Annotated in this window: 18 protein-coding genes and 1 pseudogene; 4 read left to right on the top strand and 15 right to left on the bottom strand. The window is 62.2% G+C overall.

Annotation, left to right across the window (positions count from 1 at the left end):
• Positions 1-123: 123 nt before the first annotated feature.
• The 5 genes and pseudogenes from Q7T36_RS00015 to Q7T36_RS00035 all read right to left on the bottom strand — a co-directional run.
• A pseudogene (locus Q7T36_RS00015) lies at positions 124-708 on the bottom strand (ABC transporter ATP-binding protein); the annotation flags it as partial.
• Between the two features lies 1 nt (position 709).
• Positions 710-1912 (bottom strand): ABC transporter permease, encoded by a 1203-nt coding sequence (locus Q7T36_RS00020; protein WP_304842679.1) that lies wholly within the window; start codon positions 1910-1912, stop codon positions 710-712.
• A complete protein-coding gene (locus Q7T36_RS00025; RefSeq protein ID WP_304842681.1) occupies positions 1909-3060 on the bottom strand; it encodes an efflux RND transporter periplasmic adaptor subunit in 1152 nt (383 codons plus the stop codon). Before Q7T36_RS00025 ends, Q7T36_RS00020 begins: the two co-directional genes overlap by 4 nt.
• Positions 3057-3659 carry a TetR/AcrR family transcriptional regulator gene (locus Q7T36_RS00030; RefSeq protein WP_304842683.1) on the bottom strand — a complete coding sequence of 201 codons (603 nt, stop codon included), beginning with the start codon at positions 3657-3659 and terminating at the stop codon, positions 3057-3059. Before Q7T36_RS00030 ends, Q7T36_RS00025 begins: the two co-directional genes overlap by 4 nt.
• 104 nt (positions 3660-3763) lie before the next feature.
• Positions 3764-5194: an MFS transporter gene (locus Q7T36_RS00035; protein ID WP_304842685.1), complete on the bottom strand. Its 1431-nt coding sequence runs from the start codon at positions 5192-5194 to the stop codon at positions 3764-3766.
• Positions 5195-5326: 132 nt separating this feature from the next.
• On the opposite strand from Q7T36_RS00035, the gene Q7T36_RS00040 reads away from it, so the two are divergent.
• Together Q7T36_RS00040 and Q7T36_RS00045 are read left to right on the top strand one after the other, a co-directional pair.
• Positions 5327-6220: a LysR family transcriptional regulator gene (locus tag Q7T36_RS00040; RefSeq protein ID WP_304842688.1), complete on the top strand. Its 894-nt coding sequence runs from the start codon at positions 5327-5329 to the stop codon at positions 6218-6220.
• 152 nt (positions 6221-6372) lie between these two features.
• Positions 6373-7470, top strand: coding sequence for a hypothetical protein (locus Q7T36_RS00045; RefSeq protein WP_304842689.1), 1098 nt, complete (start codon positions 6373-6375; stop codon positions 7468-7470).
• Positions 7471-7535: 65 nt separating this feature from the next.
• On the opposite strand, the gene Q7T36_RS00050 is transcribed toward Q7T36_RS00045, so the two are convergent.
• From Q7T36_RS00050 to Q7T36_RS00060, 3 genes are all read right to left on the bottom strand, one after another.
• On the bottom strand, positions 7536-8189 hold the full coding sequence (locus Q7T36_RS00050; protein WP_304842692.1) for a response regulator transcription factor: 654 nt from the start codon (positions 8187-8189) through the stop codon (positions 7536-7538).
• A complete protein-coding gene (locus Q7T36_RS00055; protein ID WP_304842694.1) occupies positions 8186-10318 on the bottom strand; it encodes a sensor histidine kinase in 2133 nt (710 codons plus the stop codon). Before Q7T36_RS00055 ends, Q7T36_RS00050 begins: the two co-directional genes overlap by 4 nt.
• A 163-nt stretch (positions 10319-10481) precedes the next feature.
• On the bottom strand, positions 10482-11894 hold the full coding sequence (locus Q7T36_RS00060) for an MFS transporter (RefSeq protein WP_304842696.1): 1413 nt from the start codon (positions 11892-11894) through the stop codon (positions 10482-10484).
• 131 nt (positions 11895-12025) lie between these two features.
• Between Q7T36_RS00060 and Q7T36_RS00065 the strand changes: the two genes are divergently transcribed.
• On the top strand, positions 12026-12919 hold the full coding sequence (locus tag Q7T36_RS00065) for a LysR family transcriptional regulator (protein ID WP_304842698.1): 894 nt from the start codon (positions 12026-12028) through the stop codon (positions 12917-12919).
• 104 nt (positions 12920-13023) lie between these two features.
• On the opposite strand, the gene Q7T36_RS00070 is transcribed toward Q7T36_RS00065, so the two are convergent.
• Positions 13024-13473 carry a four-helix bundle copper-binding protein gene (locus Q7T36_RS00070; RefSeq protein ID WP_304842700.1) on the bottom strand — a complete coding sequence of 150 codons (450 nt, stop codon included), beginning with the start codon at positions 13471-13473 and terminating at the stop codon, positions 13024-13026.
• A 319-nt stretch (positions 13474-13792) separates the two neighbouring features.
• On the opposite strand from Q7T36_RS00070, the gene Q7T36_RS00075 reads away from it, so the two are divergent.
• Positions 13793-14068 carry a hypothetical protein gene (locus Q7T36_RS00075; RefSeq protein WP_304842702.1) on the top strand — a complete coding sequence of 92 codons (276 nt, stop codon included), beginning with the start codon at positions 13793-13795 and terminating at the stop codon, positions 14066-14068.
• Between the two features lie 16 nt (positions 14069-14084).
• Here Q7T36_RS00075 and Q7T36_RS00080 read toward each other — a convergent pair whose 3' ends face one another.
• From Q7T36_RS00080 to Q7T36_RS00105, 6 genes are all read right to left on the bottom strand, one after another.
• Positions 14085-14957, bottom strand: coding sequence for a CopD family protein (locus Q7T36_RS00080; protein ID WP_304842705.1), 873 nt, complete (start codon positions 14955-14957; stop codon positions 14085-14087).
• Entirely contained in the window at positions 14954-15313 is a 360-nt protein-coding gene (copC, locus tag Q7T36_RS00085) for a copper homeostasis periplasmic binding protein CopC (protein WP_304842707.1), read from the bottom strand. The genes Q7T36_RS00080 and copC overlap by 4 nt, the downstream gene beginning before the upstream one ends.
• 90 nt (positions 15314-15403) lie before the next feature.
• On the bottom strand, positions 15404-15610 hold the full coding sequence (locus Q7T36_RS00090) for a hypothetical protein (RefSeq protein WP_304842708.1): 207 nt from the start codon (positions 15608-15610) through the stop codon (positions 15404-15406).
• A 12-nt stretch (positions 15611-15622) separates the two neighbouring features.
• Positions 15623-16309 carry a DUF1775 domain-containing protein gene (locus Q7T36_RS00095; protein ID WP_304842710.1) on the bottom strand — a complete coding sequence of 229 codons (687 nt, stop codon included), beginning with the start codon at positions 16307-16309 and terminating at the stop codon, positions 15623-15625.
• Between the two features lie 94 nt (positions 16310-16403).
• Positions 16404-17636 carry a hypothetical protein gene (locus Q7T36_RS00100; protein WP_304842712.1) on the bottom strand — a complete coding sequence of 411 codons (1233 nt, stop codon included), beginning with the start codon at positions 17634-17636 and terminating at the stop codon, positions 16404-16406.
• Positions 17599-18762 carry a methanobactin export MATE transporter MbnM gene (locus tag Q7T36_RS00105; RefSeq protein ID WP_304842714.1) on the bottom strand — a complete coding sequence of 388 codons (1164 nt, stop codon included), beginning with the start codon at positions 18760-18762 and terminating at the stop codon, positions 17599-17601. Before Q7T36_RS00105 ends, Q7T36_RS00100 begins: the two co-directional genes overlap by 38 nt.
• Positions 18763-18803: the final 41 nt, after the last annotated feature.

Below are 18803 nucleotides of genomic sequence, written 5' to 3' on the forward strand. Positions count from 1 at the left end.
ATAGCCGTGGAAAGCTCGTTTTTGAGGCTATATCGGGTGGTATAGGCGAAAAAAGCGTGTACGAAATGAGCTTCCAGCGGATTTTTGCTTTCAGAGAATGCAGGCGGTGGAAATTCAGGGATTTTTCACCACCCTGTTAAGGATACGGATCACCGCCATCGCCCGCTCGCTGTCCAGCGGCGCGGTCGGCTCATCCGCCAGAATCACCGGCGGCCGGTTGACCAGGCCGCGCGCAATCGCTACCCGTTGCTGTTCGCCCCCGGAAAGCTGTGACGGCATGGCCTTGGCCCGGTGCTGCACATCCAGCGCCGTCAGCAACTCCAGCGCTCTGGCCCGCGCCGCCCTGTTGGAGACACCCGCCAGCATCGGCAGCAGCGCGACATTGTCGGTGACATCCAGAAACGGAATCAGGTACGGGGCCTGAAAGACAAAGCCGATCTTGTCCCGGCGCAACGCCCGCAAGTCACGCGCCTTCCAGCCGTTGTCGTAAATGACCTGATCGCCCAGCACCATGCGCCCGGCGGTGGGGTCAATCACCGCCCCCAGACACTTCAACAGCGTGCTCTTGCCGGAACCGGAAGGGCCGATCAGCCCCACCACTTCGCCCGGCGCCACGGCCATGTTGACGCCCTTCAGCGCATCCACGGCTGTGTCGCCACTGCCGTAACGCTTGGTCAGCCCCTCAATCAGAATGCCGTTGCCGCTCATCTCAACCTCCAATGGCTTCCGCCGGATCAACCCGTAGCGCCATGCGGATCGACACCAGGCTGGCCAGCACGCAAATGGCCATCACCACCAGAAAGCCGGTGATGGAGTCCTGCGGCACCAGCAACACGTATTTGGGAAACAGCGGTGCGGCAAAGGTGGCGGTGATCTTGCCGACCACGAAGCCGATGAGCCCCAACGCCACGGCCTGCTGCAAAATCATCGCGGCGATGGTGCGGTTGCGGGTGCCGAGCAGCTTCAGCACCGCGATTTCGCGGATCTTGTCCATGGTCAGGGTATAGATAATGAAGGCGACAATGGCGGCGCTGACTACGGCCAGGATCACCAGGAACATGCTGATCTGCTTGGCGGAGGTGGCAATCATCTTGCCGACCAGAATCTCCTCCATCTGCGGCCGCGTATACGCCGTGAGGCGCTGCCAGCGCCGGATACCGGCGGCGACGGCTTCCGGGGCTTGGCCCGGTTGCAGGCGCACCAGCACGGCATTGACGTAGGCGTTACTGGTCTGGGATGCCATCACCGCTTCCAGCAGGCCGGGTGCGCCGGGGTGGTTGAAGGCCGGGTTGGCTTCGGTGCGGCGGCGGCCTTGAAGCACGGCGTCGTTATCCTTGAGGAATTGCGCGGTCTGGGCATCCTTGAGCGGAATGAACACCATGGGATCGCCGCCGGACGACACCATGCGCCGGGTGAGCCCGACAACGGTGAACAGGTTGCGGCGGATGCGGATGCGGTCGCCAAGCCGGAAACGGGTGGCGAGATCCGCCACGGCTTCGTAATGGCTGCGCGTCATGTGCCGTCCGGCCACCAGATACGGCGGCCGTCCGGGGGTGTCCGCTTGTCCGGGAGCCATGCCGACCACCATTGAGCGCACATCACGGTCGCCCTGCCGCACCTGCATCGTCTGGTAGGTGACATTGGCCGCCTGCGCCACACCCGGCAGGCCGAGCAGGCTGAGATAGACGTCATCGCGGATACTGGAGGATTCGGCATACGGCCCCAGAGTGTCCTGCTGCACCACCCACAGGTCGGCGCCGCTGTTATCCAGCAGGGCGCGGCCGTCATCCACCATGCCCCGGTACACCCCGGCCATGATCAGCGTCACGCCGATCAACAGCCCCAGCCCCATGCCGGTGAAGACGAACTTGCCCCAGGCATGGAGAATGTCCCGCCCGGCAAGGCTGATCATTTTCCGGCTCCGGGGATGCGTTCCACGATCGTGATCCGGCTGTCCGCCTTCAGCGCCTTTGCGCTGTAAACCACCACCCGGTCGCCGCGCGCAACGCCGGACAGCACCTGCACCCGGCCCTCCAGATCACCGGCTCCCAGTTGCACCGGGGTGAACCGGACTCCGCCCTCCACCACCTTCCAGACCCCGGTTTCCCTGCCGTCCCGCCGCACAGCGGCATTGGGCAGAACCGGTGTTGCCGCCAGTGACGGCAAGGCCAAGGTGACTTCGGCCAACTCCCCCAGAGGCGGCAGGGGCGCAGGCAGTGTCAGGAACAGCACCTTGGCCCGGGTTTCCTCGGTCACGGCGTCAGCCATCGGCTCCACCCGCAATACGCGGCCGGCCAGTACCTGTCCGGCCCGCGAGCGCAGCTCGATGCGGGCGGGCAACCCGGCGCGGAGACCGGCGGCGGTTACCTGATCAAAACGGGCGTTGACCCACAATCCGGCGGGGTCTATGACTTCGATCACGGCTTGTCCGGCAACGACGGTGGCGCCGGGGTCGGCATGCCGCGCCACCACAAGACCGTTCACCGGCGCGGTCAGTTGCAGGTTCCGCTGCTGCGCCGCCAGCGCCCCCCGATCAGCCGTGATCCGGCTCTGGTCTTCATGCAGGGCGGCCAGTCCGGCATCGGTAATCTGCAACTCCTGGCGCTTGGCGGCCAGCATTTCCTCACTGGTCAGGTTCGCTGCAAACAACTGCTCGTAGCGTTTCGCCTGGGCTTGTGCGTAGGTCTGCCGGGCCCGCGCTTCGCGAAGCTGGGCCTGGATGCGGCGGAATGCGGCGTCCTGAGCAAGCAGCCGCTGTTCCAGGTCCACCGGGTCCATGCCGCCAATCACCTGCCCGGCCTGCACACTGTCGCCCACATCCACTTCCAGCCGTTGCAAACGACCGGCGGCGGTGGGGCCAATGCTGACGAGATGACGGGACTCGACAACTCCCAGGCCAAAGAGCGACGGCGTCACGGCCGCCGTTTCCACCGTCGTCACCGTAACGGCCACCGGCGCAAGCGGCCCGGAACGCAGGGCGACAAAAATGAACAGGCCCAGCAGCGGCAGGATGACGGCCAGCAGCGCCAGCGCGCGGCCGGAGAAGGGAAAGCGTTTCATGCCGGACTCCGGATACCGCGCAGGTAAATGGCAAAGACCTTGGGCGCATCACGGCCAATGCGCTCCTCATCCCCGGCCAGCAGGGACTGCATCACCAGCCCCTGCAGCGTGCCGATAAACAGCGTGGCCGCCGCCCCGGCATCCAGAGTTTCCGGCAGCTCCCCGCAGGACTTGCCCTGCGCAATCAGTCGGTGCAGGCGTTCGCTGTACCCGCCAATCAGCCGTAATACCCGGTTTTTGGCGGGGGTGTCTTCCGCGTGCTGCAACTCGCCAAAAATCATCCGGGGCACGCCGGGATGCTCCACCACAAAGGCGGCATGGGCCAGAAACATCGCTTGCAGGGCTGCCAACGGTGAATTCGGCCCTTGTGCTGCCTGGTCCAGACGTTTCATCAGGTGTTCCGCCACCCAGTCCATCACCGCCAGCCACAGTTCATCCTTGGTGGGAAAATGACGGAACAGCGCGCCTTGCGTCAGACCCATGTAACGGGCGATTTCGGTGGTGGTGATGTCGGCGGGATTTTGCCGGGCGGCCAGTTGAATGACGGTTTGTATAGTGAGGGATCGCCGCTCTTCTGCGGGAAGTTTACCGGAGGTCATGCAGGGCGCCTGCGCTATAGTAAGTGACTTATTACTTACTATAGCATTGATGGATTAAAGTTCAAGGTGAAAAACGGGCTGGCCAACTTTATATGGCAGGAAACCTATAAGTGCTTTTTGACTCTACAGCCCGTCAACTGGAATGCGGCAACCCCCAGCGCCACCAGAACCAGCCCTGCCGCCACCGAAAAGGTGGCACTTAAACCACTCGTCATCGCCAGCGGCACGTCCGGCAAAGCTCTTTCCGAAGCCCTTACAAACACAGCACCCATCACCGAAGCCCCCGTCACAAAACCCAAATTGCGAGACAGGTTTAGTAAACCGGAAATGACGCCGCGCTGCTCCGGCCGGGCCTCGGCCAGCACTGCCGTATTATTCGCCGCCTGAAACAGCGCAAACCCCGCAGTCAAACTCATCAACGGCAACACATAACCGGAAACTCCCCACCCGGAGGGCGCCATTGATAGCATCACTACCCCGCTCAACATCACCATCAGTCCAGCCAATGTCATCAACGGCGCGCCAAAGCGGTCAACCAGGCGGCCGGACGGCACCCCCGCCAGCGCAGCCGATGCAGGTCCGGCGGACATGACCATTCCCATCATAGACGTCGACAAGTCCAGACTGCAGGAGAGATAAAACGGCCCCACCACCAGCGTCGCCATCATCACCGTTGTCACCAGAGCGCTCATGATGAATCCGCTGCTGAATACCGCGTTCCGGAACAACGACAATCGGATAAGCGCTGAATCGGTTCGGGTTTCCACCCACAGAAACAAGGCCAGTCCGACCGCTGCAGCCATCAGAAGCGGCAGGTTGATCAAGCCTGCATTTCCCCGCCCCGTGGTCATGGCCAGCGCATACGCCGCCAGTGTCATAGCCAGCAGCATCATGCCGGGCAGGTCTAAACCGGCACGGCCGGTTCTTGCTGCAGTCTCATCGGCCGGAAGGTAACGGGAAGCAAGCCATGCAGCAATAAGACCCAATGGAAGATTGATCACAAACAGAAACCTCCAGTCGAACGTGGCAATCATCAGCCCGCCCAGCGTGGGCCCCAGTGCAGTGCCTACGGCTGACATGGCGCCCAGAAAGCCCATGGCGCTGCCTGTCCGTTGCTTTGGCACTGTCTCACCGACCAGGGCCAGAGTCAGTGCCATCATCACGGCAGCTCCCATTCCCTGCAGTGCGCGGGTGGCAATCAGCCATCCCAGCGACGGGGCCAGACTGCACAGAGCCGAGGCCACCGTAAACACCCCTATACCGGTCAGCAGCACGCGCCGACGGCCCAGCAGGTCGCCCAACCGGCCCGCACTGACTACCAGCGTAGTGACTGACAGCAGATAGGCAATAACCACCCACTGGACATCGGCAAAGGGCGCATCAAACACCCGCGCCAGTGTCGGCAAGCCAACATTGGCGATACTGGATGCCAGCGAGGACAACAGCACGATCAGCGACAGGCTGGCCAGCGGCCGGTTGCTACGGGATTCGGCTCCAAGGTGCGTGGCGGTCTTGGGGAGAATGGATAAGGACATGGTGGCTGGCTCCTGAAAAATTCATGGTTTCCAGCAGCCTAATGCTCCATCTGTCGTGGCGGAAGACGCAGCATTTGCAGTTTAATAGTGCACTAAACGCCATATATTCGAAATTTGCCTGAGGAATGCATCATGTCATCGCCGGATTTCAATCTGCTGCTAACGCTGGATGTGCTGCTGGCGGAAGGCAATGTGGCGCGTGCGGCGCGTCGCTTGCGACTGAGTCCGTCCGCCATGAGCCGGGCGCTGGCGCGCTTGCGGGAAACCACCGGCGATCCTCTGCTGGTGCGGGCCGGGCGCAGCCTGACGCCCACGCCCCGCGCCCTGGAGTTGCGGGCACAGGTCAGCCGTCTGGTGGAAGAAGCAGAAACGTTGCTTCGACCGGCGGAACAGCCGGATCTGAAGCAGGTGGTGCGCAGTTTCACGCTGCGCACCCGCGAGGGCTTCGCCGAAAATTTCGGTCCGCCGCTGATCGCCCGCGCCGATCAGGAAGCTCCGGGTGTGCAGTTATGCTTCCTGCCGAAACTGGACCGGCATAGCACCCTGCTGCGCGACGGCACGGTGGATCTGGAAACCGGGGTGGTGGATGCGGCGCTGGGGCCGGAGTTGCGGGCGCAGGCCTTGTTCCACGACCGTTTTATCGGCGTGGTGCGCGAGGGGCATCCGCTAAGCCGGGGGAAGGTCACGGTGGAACGTTATACCGGCGGGCGGCATGTCGGCGTGTTGCGCGATGGTATGGATCACGCACCGATTGACGCAGCGCTGAATCCGCTGGGGCTGGAACGACGAGTGGCGACGATGGTCGGCGGTTTCGCCACCGCGCTGGCGCTGGCGCGGTCATCCGATCTGATCGCCACGGTGCCGGAGCGGCATTCGGGCAATCTGCGGCAGGGCATGTTCAGTTTCACGCTGCCGGTGGCGGTGCCGGAGTTCGCGGTGTCGCTGTTGTGGCATCCGCGCCTGCAGGCGGACCCGGTGCATCGCTGGCTGCGGGAGATGGTCAGGGACGTGTGCGCCGGGGAATAGTCCGGACTTCCACAAGCCCCCCCATCCCGGGGGTACACGCCCCACACCTCCCTTCTTACACTTCCCTTACCCACACGGGCCCCACGCCCGTCTTCAGGGCGACCGGCCGACCGCAACGGCGCCCTTCTATTTGGAAGTCACGGAGACTGATCATGCCCAACAACAAAAATCTTCTGGCCGCCGCCATTGCTGTCGCTCTGGTCACTCTCGTCAGCGGTTGCGTGTCCAACGCCGCCAAGACCGGAGGCGCGGACAGTGCGGCCCCGGCGGCTACGGCCACACAGTCCGCACAGGCTCCGGCAGCGGCCTCCGTCAGCAAGGGCAACGCCTCCGGGATTTCCGTACCTGTTACCGCCGTCAACCCGGAAGACCTTCTCGACTACAACAAGACCATCGTGGTGCCCACGGCCTACGTGAAGTTCGTGGTCGATGGCAAGGTGGGGGTTTCCAAGCAAGGCAGCGCCCTGTCCACGCTGGGCGGCGGCAGCGCCAATTCGGTCAAGGCCAGCGCCAAATACCATCTCAGCGGCCTCGACAAGTCGCTGGCGCAGTCCATCGCCAAGAAAGCCTATGACGATTTCGTCGGCCAACTGCGCGCCGCCGGATACACCGTGCTGACCTGGAACGACATCAAGGGCCGCGATTACCTGCAAGGCATTGCCTTGGCCAAGACCGACGCCAAGTGGGGGCTGCCGGTGGAGTCGCCGGTGGGCAGCCCCGATACCCTGCTGGTGGCCGCGCCCAGCGATGAACAACAGATCAAGATAGGCTTTACCGGTCCGTTCTCCGAGTTCATCAGCATGGGCAAGCCGAAGATCAAGGATGCCACCATCCTTATTCCTACTTACACCATCGTCGCCCCGCAAATTTGGGGGGAAACTGGCGCTTCTTACTCCACCATTTCCGCCGGTATCCAGACCGCGCCGGGCATGAACCTGCAAGCTGCGTCGGTCACCTGGATGGGCAAGCCGAAAACCCGCATGATGCGTGGCATTCCCGGCGTGGCGACGAAAGCGCCAGTGCTGAATATCAGCACCAATGCCGGGACACTCAGCAAGACTGACACAACCTCCAATGCCGCCAATGCGCTCAGCAAGGGGCTGTCATTGTTGTCCGGTGCGGGCAGCATTTCCTCCACCAGCGCCGATTACACCTTCACTGTCAATCCAGCGGCCTACACCAACGGCGCCATGAAGGGTATTGCCGCTTTCAATGCCGAAGTGGCGAAGGTGGCTCGCGAGGCCAAATAAACACGGCCATTCAGCCAACAAACGGGCGGCCCTTGAGCCGCCCTTTTCATGTCCGGTCGGCCGGACTATTTGCGGATCAGCCCCAGGCGCGAGGCGCTCAGGCTGGCTTCCGCACGCGAGGAAATTCCCAGCTTGCGGTAGATGTCCTTCACATAACCGCGTGTGGTGTGTGCGGAAATGCCCAGGCTGGCAGAGGCCTCGGCCACGCTCAGCCCGTTGGCGATCAACACCAGCACTTCCTTCTCGCGTCCGGTCAGCTTTTCGGCTTCCGGGTTTTCGCGCAGGCGTTCCTGCTGCACGAAGAAATCCATCATCCGCCGGGCGACGCTGGGGGAAATCGGCGGCACACCTTCGCGAATTCCGGCCAGGGCGCGTTCAATGTCATCATCGCCCTGATCCTTAAGCAGATAGCCGCCCGCCCCGGCCCGCAGGGCGCTGAAGATGTGGGCGTCATCGTCGTAGATGGTGGCCACCACCACGGTGATGTTGCGTACCGCTGTCAGTTCCGGAATCAGTTCGACGCCGTTGCCGTCCGGCAGACCCAGATCCACAATCGCCATACCGAAGCTTTCGCGCTGCAACAGTTTGCGCGCAGCCGCCAGCGTGTGCGCCTGCCGCACCGTCCGGGTTGCGCCGCAGGCGGCCAGCACGCGCGCGGCCAGCCAGTCGGCCGTTTCCTTCACGTCCTCTACAATCAGCACCTGTTCGCGGTCTGTCATGTTGTTTCTCCTTGTCCTTCTGTCCGCACCGCCACCGGAATCCGGATATTCACCCGGCAACCGCCCTGCGGCGACGGACGCCACTCCGCCTGCCCGCCCAGTTCATCCACGCGGGAATGAATAATGTGATGCCCGCGCCCGCCAAGTTCCAATTGCGCAGGGTCGAAGCTTCCGTCATCGCTGACGGTCATGCACAGCCAGTCGTCTTCCAGCGTCATCGCCAGCTCCAGCCGCGACGCACCGGAATGCTTGATGGCGTTGGTGATGCATTCGCGCACCATGCGTTTCAGGTTGGCATACTGCCGTGCCGACAGCATGACGCCCGACATGGCCTGCACCGGCGGCAACCTGATACCGAATGTGATCCCGGCGCGTTGCAGCCGCTCCGACGCTTCCTCGCGCATCAGCTGCGCGGCTTCGCTCAGGATGACGCTGCGTTCATCCAGCGTCGCCAGCATTTGCCGCAAATCGCGGATCGCCAGCCGCGCTTCCTCGCGCATGCCCGCTTCCTGACGCCCGTGCAAGATCGACAGCAGTCGCGCGCCCAAGTCGTCATGCAGGTCGCGTTTGATGCGGTCGCGTTCCAGTCGCGCGCCCTGCTGTCGGGCCGCCAGCGCCTCGCGCGCATGGCGGGCAATACCGTACAGTTCGCGGGCGGTGGCCAGATCGTCACGGTTGAACAGGCGGCCGCCGCGTTCGCAATAGGACAGCATCACATGCCGCCCGTCCTCGACATCCGGCAGGCATAGCAGCAGGCCGTTGTCGGTCACCATGAAATCGCGGTCACCGTCGCGCCGTTCCATCACCAGAGGGCTGAAAATGCTGCGTATCACATCCGGCCAGTGCGCGCACAGCGCCTCGTCGGTCGGCAGGTCGAACAGGTGGCGGATGGCGCCCGCCTGCAGTTGTCGCGTCGAATTCCCACGCTGCAACAGACGCTCCACCAACCATTGCCGCAGCGGGAAGTACAGCCATCCTGCCACCCCGACGGCCAGGCTCAGCGCCATCCAGCCGTCGGTGCGCAGGAACCACACGGCAATGCCGTCCACCAGCAGCACCAGGATGCCGCCGAACAGCCAGCTCCATGCGGCCAGCCACCAATGCTCCAGCTGGAACAGGCGGTACCTGCTGATCCCGGCCGCCAGCCCCAGATACACAATCAGGAACACTCCCGATGACAGGCTTTGCGGCACCGGCGTCTTTACGCCCATCATCAGTGGCACCACTTGCAGCGCCACAAACGCGCCGCTGCCCAGCAGGAAGGACAGCAACAGCCAGCGCAGGGCCATGCGCGACACCGGGTCGCGGCGTGACAAGCGCCACTGTTGCCAGGCACACCCCGCCCCCATCAGGAAAATCACCAGCAACCACAGATAGAAGCCTTGACTGAAGGTATCCGTCACCTGCCGGATATCCGCGACCCAGGCCAGCAGCCCCAGCAGCAGCGCCAACACTGCCACCGGCCGGCGGGCCAGTGGCCGGGGGTAACTCCACAGCAGCGCCAGCATGGCGCAGTCAAACAGCAATGCGCCGCCATGATTGATGATGGACAGCAAGCGGAACAGGTCCGGATGCATCAGCAACTCGCGCGAGCTGTACAGGCTGGCCGACCAGGTGCCCGCCGCAAAACCAGCTGCCGTCAACAGCAGCAGGTTGACCACGCGCTGGCGCGGCCGGAATACCCAGATGCCGCAACCGATGCCCAGCGCAATGAGTCCGAAGCCCAATTGCAGCCAGAAAACGGCAGGAATATCCAGCGGTCCGCGCGGCCGCATCACCACCGGAAGTTCGCGGCCGTCCTGCAGCACCAGCCGTGCGCGGCCGCTTTGCCATTCCGCCAGCAGCGGTGCCTGGACCTTCATCAGGGTGTTATAGGCGCTGACCTTGTCCAGAAAGTCAGGCTCTTCCACCGCCAGCCAGGACGGCAGGGGCCGCAGGCGGCCGTCGGACTGGCGCAGTCCCGCCACGGCGGCTGGTTGCGGCTGGGATTCCGTGCTGACCAGCAGCACCTCGCCGTCGGCATGAAACCGGAATCCGGCCCAGGGCTGCAACAGCATGACACGCACCAGCCCGGTCACCATGATCGCCAGCAGGAAGGCAAGCACAAACCCGCGCGAAGCGGGAGACATACCGTGCCGGGCCTCTGGCGTAGCCGTTGATGCCGGGGATTGGGGTTGAACCGGGAGCATGAATAGTTCCGTTGTGCTGATGGTCAATGCTGACAGCATGGCAAATCGGGAAGCACCCCGCAAACTGGGGGGGCAATTCAGTGGTGTACCCGCCAATCCGTAGTCAATCGGTGGAAGAGTCACGCTTCAAGGAGGCAATAAATATCGCCGCCAGAATCAGCGCAGACGCCACCGCAAACGTCATCCGCATGCCCGCTGCCACTGCCTCCGGTGCTGTCACCTGCGCATTCACCATCGTCCAGGCAAAAACTGCCCCCATCACAGTCGCCCCAGTGATAAAGCCCAGATTGCGCGAGAGGTTAAGCAGGCCTGAAATTACCCCGCGCTGTTGCGGCCCGGTGTTGGCCAGCACTGCCGTGTTGTTTGCCGCCTGAAAAAGTGCAAACCCTGCCGTCAGGCACATCAGCGGCGCCACATAACCGGGAATTCCCCAGGTGCCAGATAGTATCGACAGCAGCATCGCCCCGGCCAGCATGGCTGCCAGTCCGCAGACCGTCATAGGGGTTGCGCCAAAACGGTCCACCATCAGGCCAGACGGCACGCCCGCCAGCGCCGCCGCCGCCGGTCCGGCGGACATGACCAGACCCGTCAGCACTGGGGACAAGCCCAGCGCTCCGTCCAGGTAGAACGGTCCCACCACCAGTGTCGACATCATCACCGTTGTCACCAGGGCGCTCATGGCGAATCCCCTGCTGAATACCGCCTGCCGGAACAGAGACAGCCGGATCAGCGGAGCCACGGTTCGGGATTCCACCCACAGAAAAAGGCCCAGCCCGACAGCGGTTGCCGTCAACAGCAGCAGAAGGACCGACTCGTCGCGTACCGTGGTCATGGCCAGGGCATACGCCACCAATGTCACAGCCAGCAGTACGGCGCCCGGCACGTCGAAACGGATGCGTCGGGTCTTCGGTAAAGTTGCATCCTGTGGCAGATAACGCGATGCCAGCCACACAGCCAGCAGTCCCAGGGGCAGATTGATGACAAACATAAATCGCCAGCCAAATCCGGCAATCAGCAGCCCGCCCAACACCGGCCCCATCGCGGTGCCGACGGCGGACATCGTGCCCAGAAAGCCCATGGCGCTGCCGGTTTTCGCTTTGGGTGCTGTCTCGCCCGCCAGTGCCAGGGTCAGCGCCATCATTACTGCCGCGCCGATGCCCTGCACCGCCCGGGCGGCAATCAGCCAGCCCAGCGATGGGGCCAGGCCGCACAGTACCGAAGCCGCTGTAAACAGCCAGATGCCGGCCAGCAGCAAGCGGCGGCGGCCCATCTGGTCGCCCAGCCTTCCCGCACTCACCACCAGAGCGGTGACAGACAGCAGGTAGGCAATCACCACCCACTGCACGTTGGCAAAGCTGGCATTGAAGACCTGCGCCAGCGCCGGCAGACCGACATTGGCAATGCTGGACGCCAGCGACGACAGCAGCACAATCAGCGAAAGGCTGGCCAGCGGCCGGTTGGCCGCAGAGCCAGTAGGCCGGCCGGTGGATGCAACGGCTGGAAGATTTATTCGCATGGCGGGAAGCTCCTGAGTGGGAATGTTCAGAAGCGTAGTCAGTTGCAGGTAGTGGCGGAAGACGCACCATTTGCAGTTTAATGGTGCATGAAACGCCATCTGTCCGTACGGTCTACCTTGGGAGTCACACCATGTCTTCACCGGATTTCAACCTGCTGCTGACGCTGGATGTGCTGCTGGCGGAAGGGAATGTGGCGCGTGCGGCCAGACGTTTGCAGCTCAGTCCCTCGGCCATGAGCCGGGCGCTGGCGCGACTGCGGGAAACCACCGGCGACCCCCTGCTGGTGCGCGCCGGTCGCGGCTTGGCGCCCACGCCGCGCGCTTTGGAACTGCGGGACCGGGTCAGCCGTCTGGTCGAGGAAGCCGAAGCCGTACTGCGTCCTACGCAACAGCCTGACCTGCGGACCGTGGTCCGCAGCTTCACGATCCGCACCCGGGAGGGATTTGCTGAAAATTTCGGTCCGGCGCTGATTGCGCGTATTGGCGAAGCTGCGCCGGGGGTGCAGTTGTGCTTTCTGCCCAAGCTGGACCGGCAAAGCACCCTGCTGCGGGATGGAACGGTGGATCTGGAAACCGGGGTGGTTGATGCCGCAATGGGGCCGGAATTGCGCACACAAGCCTTGTTCAGGGACCGTTTCATTGGCGTGGTGCGCGCAGGACATCCGCTTTGCGAGGGGGAAATCACCCCGGAACGGTATACCGGCGGCAGGCATATCCAAGTATTCCGGGACGGGGCGGATTATGGGCCGATTGATGAGGCTCTGAACCCGCTGGGCCTGGAGCGCCGGGTGGTGACGATGGTCGGGGGCTTTGCCACGGCGCTGGCGCTGGCAAGGTCGTCCGACCTGATTGCCACGGTACCGGAACGGCATTCGGGCAATCTCCGGGACGGCATGTTCAGTTTTGCGCTGCCGGTTCCGGTGCCGGAATTTGCGGTTTCACTATTGTGGCATCCGCGACTGCAGGCAGACCCGGTGCATCAGTGGTTGCGCGACCGGGTGCGGGAGGTTTGCGCCGGGGGATGACGAACAAGCCACGGCGCACGGTCCATCCCGGTTGAAATCGAATCAGACAGAACAATCACTTTCTCACGGGGCCACCACACAAAACCAACAGCCCAACCGAGACTTCAAGCAGCGAACTTCCGGCACTCCCGGACACAAGCCTCGCAACTCTCCATGCAGGCTTTGCATTCCGCATGTTTTTCCGCAAATTTCTTGCACTCCTCACCGCAGTCCCTGCATGTCTCCAAGGCAAGTTTCGCCATTAGCGGCAGGTATTTTGACTTTGCGTTAGCCAGGCTTTGCAGCGCGCCGCACACCGACAGCAACTCCATGACCGACCGGGCGCAAGCCGCCATGCTCTTGTCACCCTGGTTCAGCAGCACCAGACAATGGTTGAGGCAAATCTGGCCGGTTTGCACGCAATCGGCTGCAGCGGTCGCCAGACCAGCTGTCTGCGGTCCCATGTCATGATGGTGGTGTTCGTGGCTACCGGCCTCAGCCGCTGTGGCAGTTTTACTCAGCGCCAGTGATGCCAGGGCGGCAGCGCCGCCCGCCAATAATTCCCGACGGTCCATGATGAAGCTCCTCGCATTATTGATGTCGGTTTTCATCATGGCACCGGGTAAGGACGGATGCAATATTCAGTCCCTTCTATCCTTAGGGTTACAGTCAGGCTATTCACCAGGCATGATGCTGGCCAGTGTCGCCCGGCAGCACACCAGAAACCGGTACAATCCCCAACCGGCCGCACCCGCTACCAGCAGCAATAACCTGACAGAGTGGCTGGAGAAGACTGTGGGGGGATTGTGTATCTGGCGTGGAAACGCGAAGATAACAGCCGGGTTAAACCACTGATGATTGTCAGGCTGTTGTGTGGCTTATTTGGAGATGGATATGGAAGTGGAAATAACATGGGGTAGGGTTTTTCGCATTTGGTGGGCATATTTATGGCGAAATTTGATTGCCATTATTGCAGCCATGATAATTGGCGGAATTATAGGCGGCATTCTTGGTGCTATATTGGGGGCCATGGGAGTATCACTTTCAACCATTCAAATGATTGCCGGACCGATAGGGCTTATTTGTGGCTTGATGATTTCAGTTTTCCCAATAAAAATGATATTGGGCAAGGATTTCGGTGACTTCAGATTGGTCTTGATTCGTAAGTAACCAAAGCCTGCTTGGATCATAGCAGGCTATTTGCCGGGGGGGGGGTGCTGCCCAGTTGCACGCCCAACAGCATCACCAGCCCCAGCAAGACGGCTTCCAGCAGGGCAATCAACATGAAGCGATTCTGAAGCTTGGACGACGCCCCTACCCCCGGCATCACCAGAAACCGGTTCAATCCTCCCAAACCGGCCGCACCTGCTGCCAGCAGCAGTTTCACACCCAGGTCTGCCGCATAGACAGAGGTGAGGAACGATGTCTTTCCGGAAGCCTCAACTATCCGCAGCACATCCGCCAGTCCGGTAAACATCACCGTCAGCAGGCATAACAAAGCCATTTCCGAAAGGTAGCGAATTACTTCGCCATGATTGGCTAAAGCCGCCTTGTTGCCAAGCGTCAGGTACGCCACCAGCAAGCCTGACCAGCTGCAGGCGGCCACAATATGCAGGGTGTGGATCATGACGGCTGCCGTGTACAAGCCGCTGTCTCCGGCATGTCCGCTTGCCGCACGCGCCCAGGCGGCCAGGACAAAGCCGCTTAATGCCGCAACCACGGCCGCAATCCGGGAAATGCGTCCGGAGACCGCCATGATCATGAGCAGCCAGCCCGCGATCAACGGCCAAACCAACCGCCCGGTCTGGGAGTGCGTCAGCACCAGCGGAATCTGGCCTATGGCATTCGGTAAGGGCTGGTCGGTGAACAATGCCGCTGTCGCCAGCAAGTAAACCGGAATCATCACCGCCAAAAGCATGAGCCCGGCAATGGCAAGCTTTCGCAAGCGCAGGTGTTTGGCTTTGACATAGAGGATTCCGCTTCCCGCCAGCAAGGCCAGCGACAGGTCCATCAGCCAGATGCAAATGGTTCTGGCGGTTTCCACATCGGGAAAGTTCATTTCACGCCGAAGGTGTACTGGCCTTTGATGCGATGACCGTCAACGGAGACCACAGCCCATTTCACCGTATAGCTGCCCGGGGCCAGTTTTGGCACAGGAACACTCAGGGTTTTATGGGTGGCTTCGTCCACGCCGGCTTTTTCAGTGGCAACACGGACTCCTTGCGAGTCCAGTACGGTCAGTTGCGAGAAGGCGGGTTCCAGGGCTTCGTTGAAGCTGACCGAAACGGCTGCGGGAGCATCAACTACCGCATGGGCGGCGGGATAGCTTTGCATCAGCTTGGCATGGGCCAGGGCCGTCCCCGCATGCAGTCCGGACATCAAGATCAGGGCAACGGAAAGTTGATGGCGGTTCATGGAAGTTCCCCTGAAGTATAAAAACCTGAATCCAGGTCATTATCTCACAGCATGAATGCCTGCACCGGCAGGCATTCATGCCCTGTGTTGCTATTGCGGCGGTTGCAGGTCTGCCGGAAGTACATCCCCGGCAGGCGGTGTATCCAGCGCGGCAACATCGGCCCCGGGTGTCAAGGTATCCAGTGGAGTTGCCACCGCAGGAGGTGTAGTTGTGTTCTGGGGAGTGTCGGCATTGTCGTCCCAGAAACAACCGGACAAGGCAATGCCCGCCACCGCCAGTATCATTAGTCGGATCATGACCGCCCCGCCTTAGTACTTGACCAGGATTTCGGTGTTGGCGGGAACCTGCTTGAGTTCCAGGCCCTTCTTCTGGATCAGTCCCAGCGTCAGCGGGTTGATGCTCCAGGCGGATTTACCTGACCAGACGATCTGCGCGTCGCTCAGGAAGCTTTTGTCGGCGCCCGTCAAATCCAGGGCGACCGGGGTAATGTACTTGTTCCAGCCGGGGGTGCGGCCGGGTACGGTGCGGAGGGTCGGTGCGTCGGCGCCGGACCAGGTCTGGGTCAGTTCATTGCCGGAGCCGTCGCGGCAGTACTGGACCGTGGTAAAGGCTACGGACTTGAAGGCGGTGCCCGGCATGGTGCCGCGGAAGGTGAATTGGTAAAGCTGGCTGTCATCGGCCAGGATATCGCTGTCGGTCTTGGTCCAGACCAGCTTGGTGACGTTGCCATTGCCATCCTTCAGAACACCGGCCTTGCCAAACACCGCGCTCATGGGACGAACGCCGCCGAACTCGGCGGGAATGCTGATTTCCACCTTGTAGGAATCATATTGCTTGGCATTGGCGTCCTCGCAGCCATGCGGCACATTCAGCGTGGCCACCATGCTTTTACCGGCCGTGCCGGTGGAGGTGACAAAACTGGCGTGGGCAAAGGCGGCCCCGGCGTGAAGCAGGGCGTAACTCAGGATGGTGAGGGAAAATACGGGGCGAATCATGGCGGCAGGTCTCCGATGCGGTTGTGAATGAGACGCATTCTATAGGCCACTGGGAAGGTCTGGGATGTGACATGTTGTCGCACCCCGGCTTGACCTACGGCATTTTCCGCTTGGACAACCAACCCCCCAAATCCACCTGGTAGCGGGTCAGAAAAATCAGGTTGGCCTTGGCAGCGCCGGTATCTTCCTGATGCACCTCCAGACTGATCCGCTGGACGGAATCCGGCCGCCAGTTCAAGCCCAGGCCGACCCGGGTCAGGGTGTTGTCAGCATTACCGAGTCCCGCTTCATTCGCCACCAGCGCCGACCCGGGGCCGTTCAGGCGATGATTGGCGCTCATGCCCTCCCCCCGCAGCATGGCTTGCCAGCCGGTACAGAATGTCCAGTGGGCGGTAACCCAACCGCCTTCAACGGTTCCCTTATATTCGGCATTGCCATTGGTGCTGAACAAATCGCCGGTTTCCCGCTTGATCCAGGCCTCGCCATCCAGCGACACCGGCCATTGCCGGGAGGTCCAGACCCCTGCCAGGGACGCCAGCTCACTGCGTCCTTCCAGACAGACTTCATTGGCCACGGGGGCATGGCAAACGCTCTGCCCGTGTGAATGTCCAATCAGGCTGGTGCTTTTGGTCGGGCGTCCGTCCGCTTCCAGCCGGGCGAAGCTGACCATGAGTTTGGCATCGTCCTGTTCCCAGCCGCCTTGTAACAGCGCGGCTCCGGGGCCGGATGCGGATGCACCGGGGAAACTGTCACCGGCGTAGAGACCGCCGCCCGCAAACCAACCGGATTCCCAATCCAGGCGGGCATTTAATCCGTCATCCCGCCAGCCTTCGCCAATTGCGGCCCTGTAGACCAATGGAGCCAGACCGAAATCATGGTTGTGGGCGTGTTCGCGGTTCAGCAGGCCAAACGGAACCTGTGAACGACCGGCGCGGACCGCCAGTTCCCGGTCCTCACCCGCTGCAACACTCCGCTGCACCCACGCTTGCTCAATCGAAAAGTCATTGCCGCCATCGGGTCCGTGCCAGGAGCCCTTCAGCATCGCCCGCCACTGCCGCCAGTCCGCCTGCACACCGATATCGGCATATTCCTCTGCCAGCCCCTGTTTCCAGGCCGCCTGACTGCCGCTTTCCAGCACGCCCGGCAGCCGCGCACCCGGCCAAGGCAGATCGGAATCTAGATAGCGCGCGCCCACGGTCAGGATCGGGGTGAAGGAATGACCGGCATCCGGTGCGGTCTCATGGGCCTGTGCGGTCACGCTGCCCAAGGCCAGCAACAGGCACAGCCAATCAAGGCGCAGCAAAGGGGTCGGCAAATCGCGGGTCATGGATAAACTGCTCGTCGGTCAGGGTCTTGAGGAAGGCAATGATGTCAGCCTTGTCCTGGTTGGTCAGCTTGATGAGGCCGATCAGGTCGCTCTTGTGCGGGTTACGGCGGCCGTCTCCAGCCTCGGGGCCGCTGGTGATGTTGCGGCCCCCGGCGGCATAGAAATCCAGCACTTCTTCCAGCGTGGCCAAGGAGCCGTCATGCATGTAGGGCGCGGTCAGGGCAATGTTGCGCAGGCTTGCGGCGCGGAACTTGCCCATGTCTTCCGGCTTGCCGCTGGTCTCGAAGACCCCGCGGTTGGGAAACGGAAATTCCCCCGTGCCGCCGATATTGAACAGCCCGGTGTTGTGGAACGGCGTTTCCACCACGCGGCTGCCTGCGTGGACTATCTGGTCATTGAAATTGAAGCTGCCATGGCAATGGAAGCATTCTGCCTGTTCGCCGTTGAACAGCTGCATGCCACGCTCCTCCCCGGGGGTCAGCACGGTTTCGCGGCGGAGATACTGGTCATAGCGGGAATTGCCGGAAATCAGCGTGCGCTGGAAGGAGGCAATGGCCTGGATCACATGTTCGTAGGTGACAGGGTCCGCATCGGCAGGCCATACCGCGCGAAACCTCGCGGCATAGGCAGCATCCGCCTTGATGCGGTCCAGCACGGTGGCCTTGTTGCTGTCATTGATACCCATTTCCACCGGGCTTTCCCCGAACAGCGGCACCAGCATCTGTTGCTCCAGCCGCGTCAGCGCCGGGTTGGCCCAAGTCAGGGTGGCGTTGTAGACGACGTTGTGCAACGGTTGCGAGTTGCGCGGATGAAGATCGCCGGTGGAGCCGATGGCGACCCGGCGGCCGTCCGTAAAGGCTTTGGCCTGCAGGTGGCAGGAGCCGCAAGACTGCGTGCCGTTGCCGGACAGGCGCTTTTCATAAAACAGGTGACGGCCCAGTTCCACCTTGTCAGCGGTCAGCGGGTTGTTCTCGGGAACCTTTGGGGTCGGGAAGAAAGCCGGAAGACTCCAGGTCCAGCCCGATGCCGTCAGGGAGGGGTCGGTGGTGGTGGTTCCGGTGTTGCAGGCTGAAAGGCCGAAGCCCAGCAAGCCGGGTAACAGCATTCGGGCGATATGGCGCAGCATGCTGGGCGCATCCTCCTTGGTGAAGTTGAAATGCGCCGGGC

The organism is Fluviicoccus sp. (genome assembly GCF_030646115.1).
GTDB lineage: Bacteria > Pseudomonadota > Gammaproteobacteria > Pseudomonadales > Moraxellaceae > Fluviicoccus.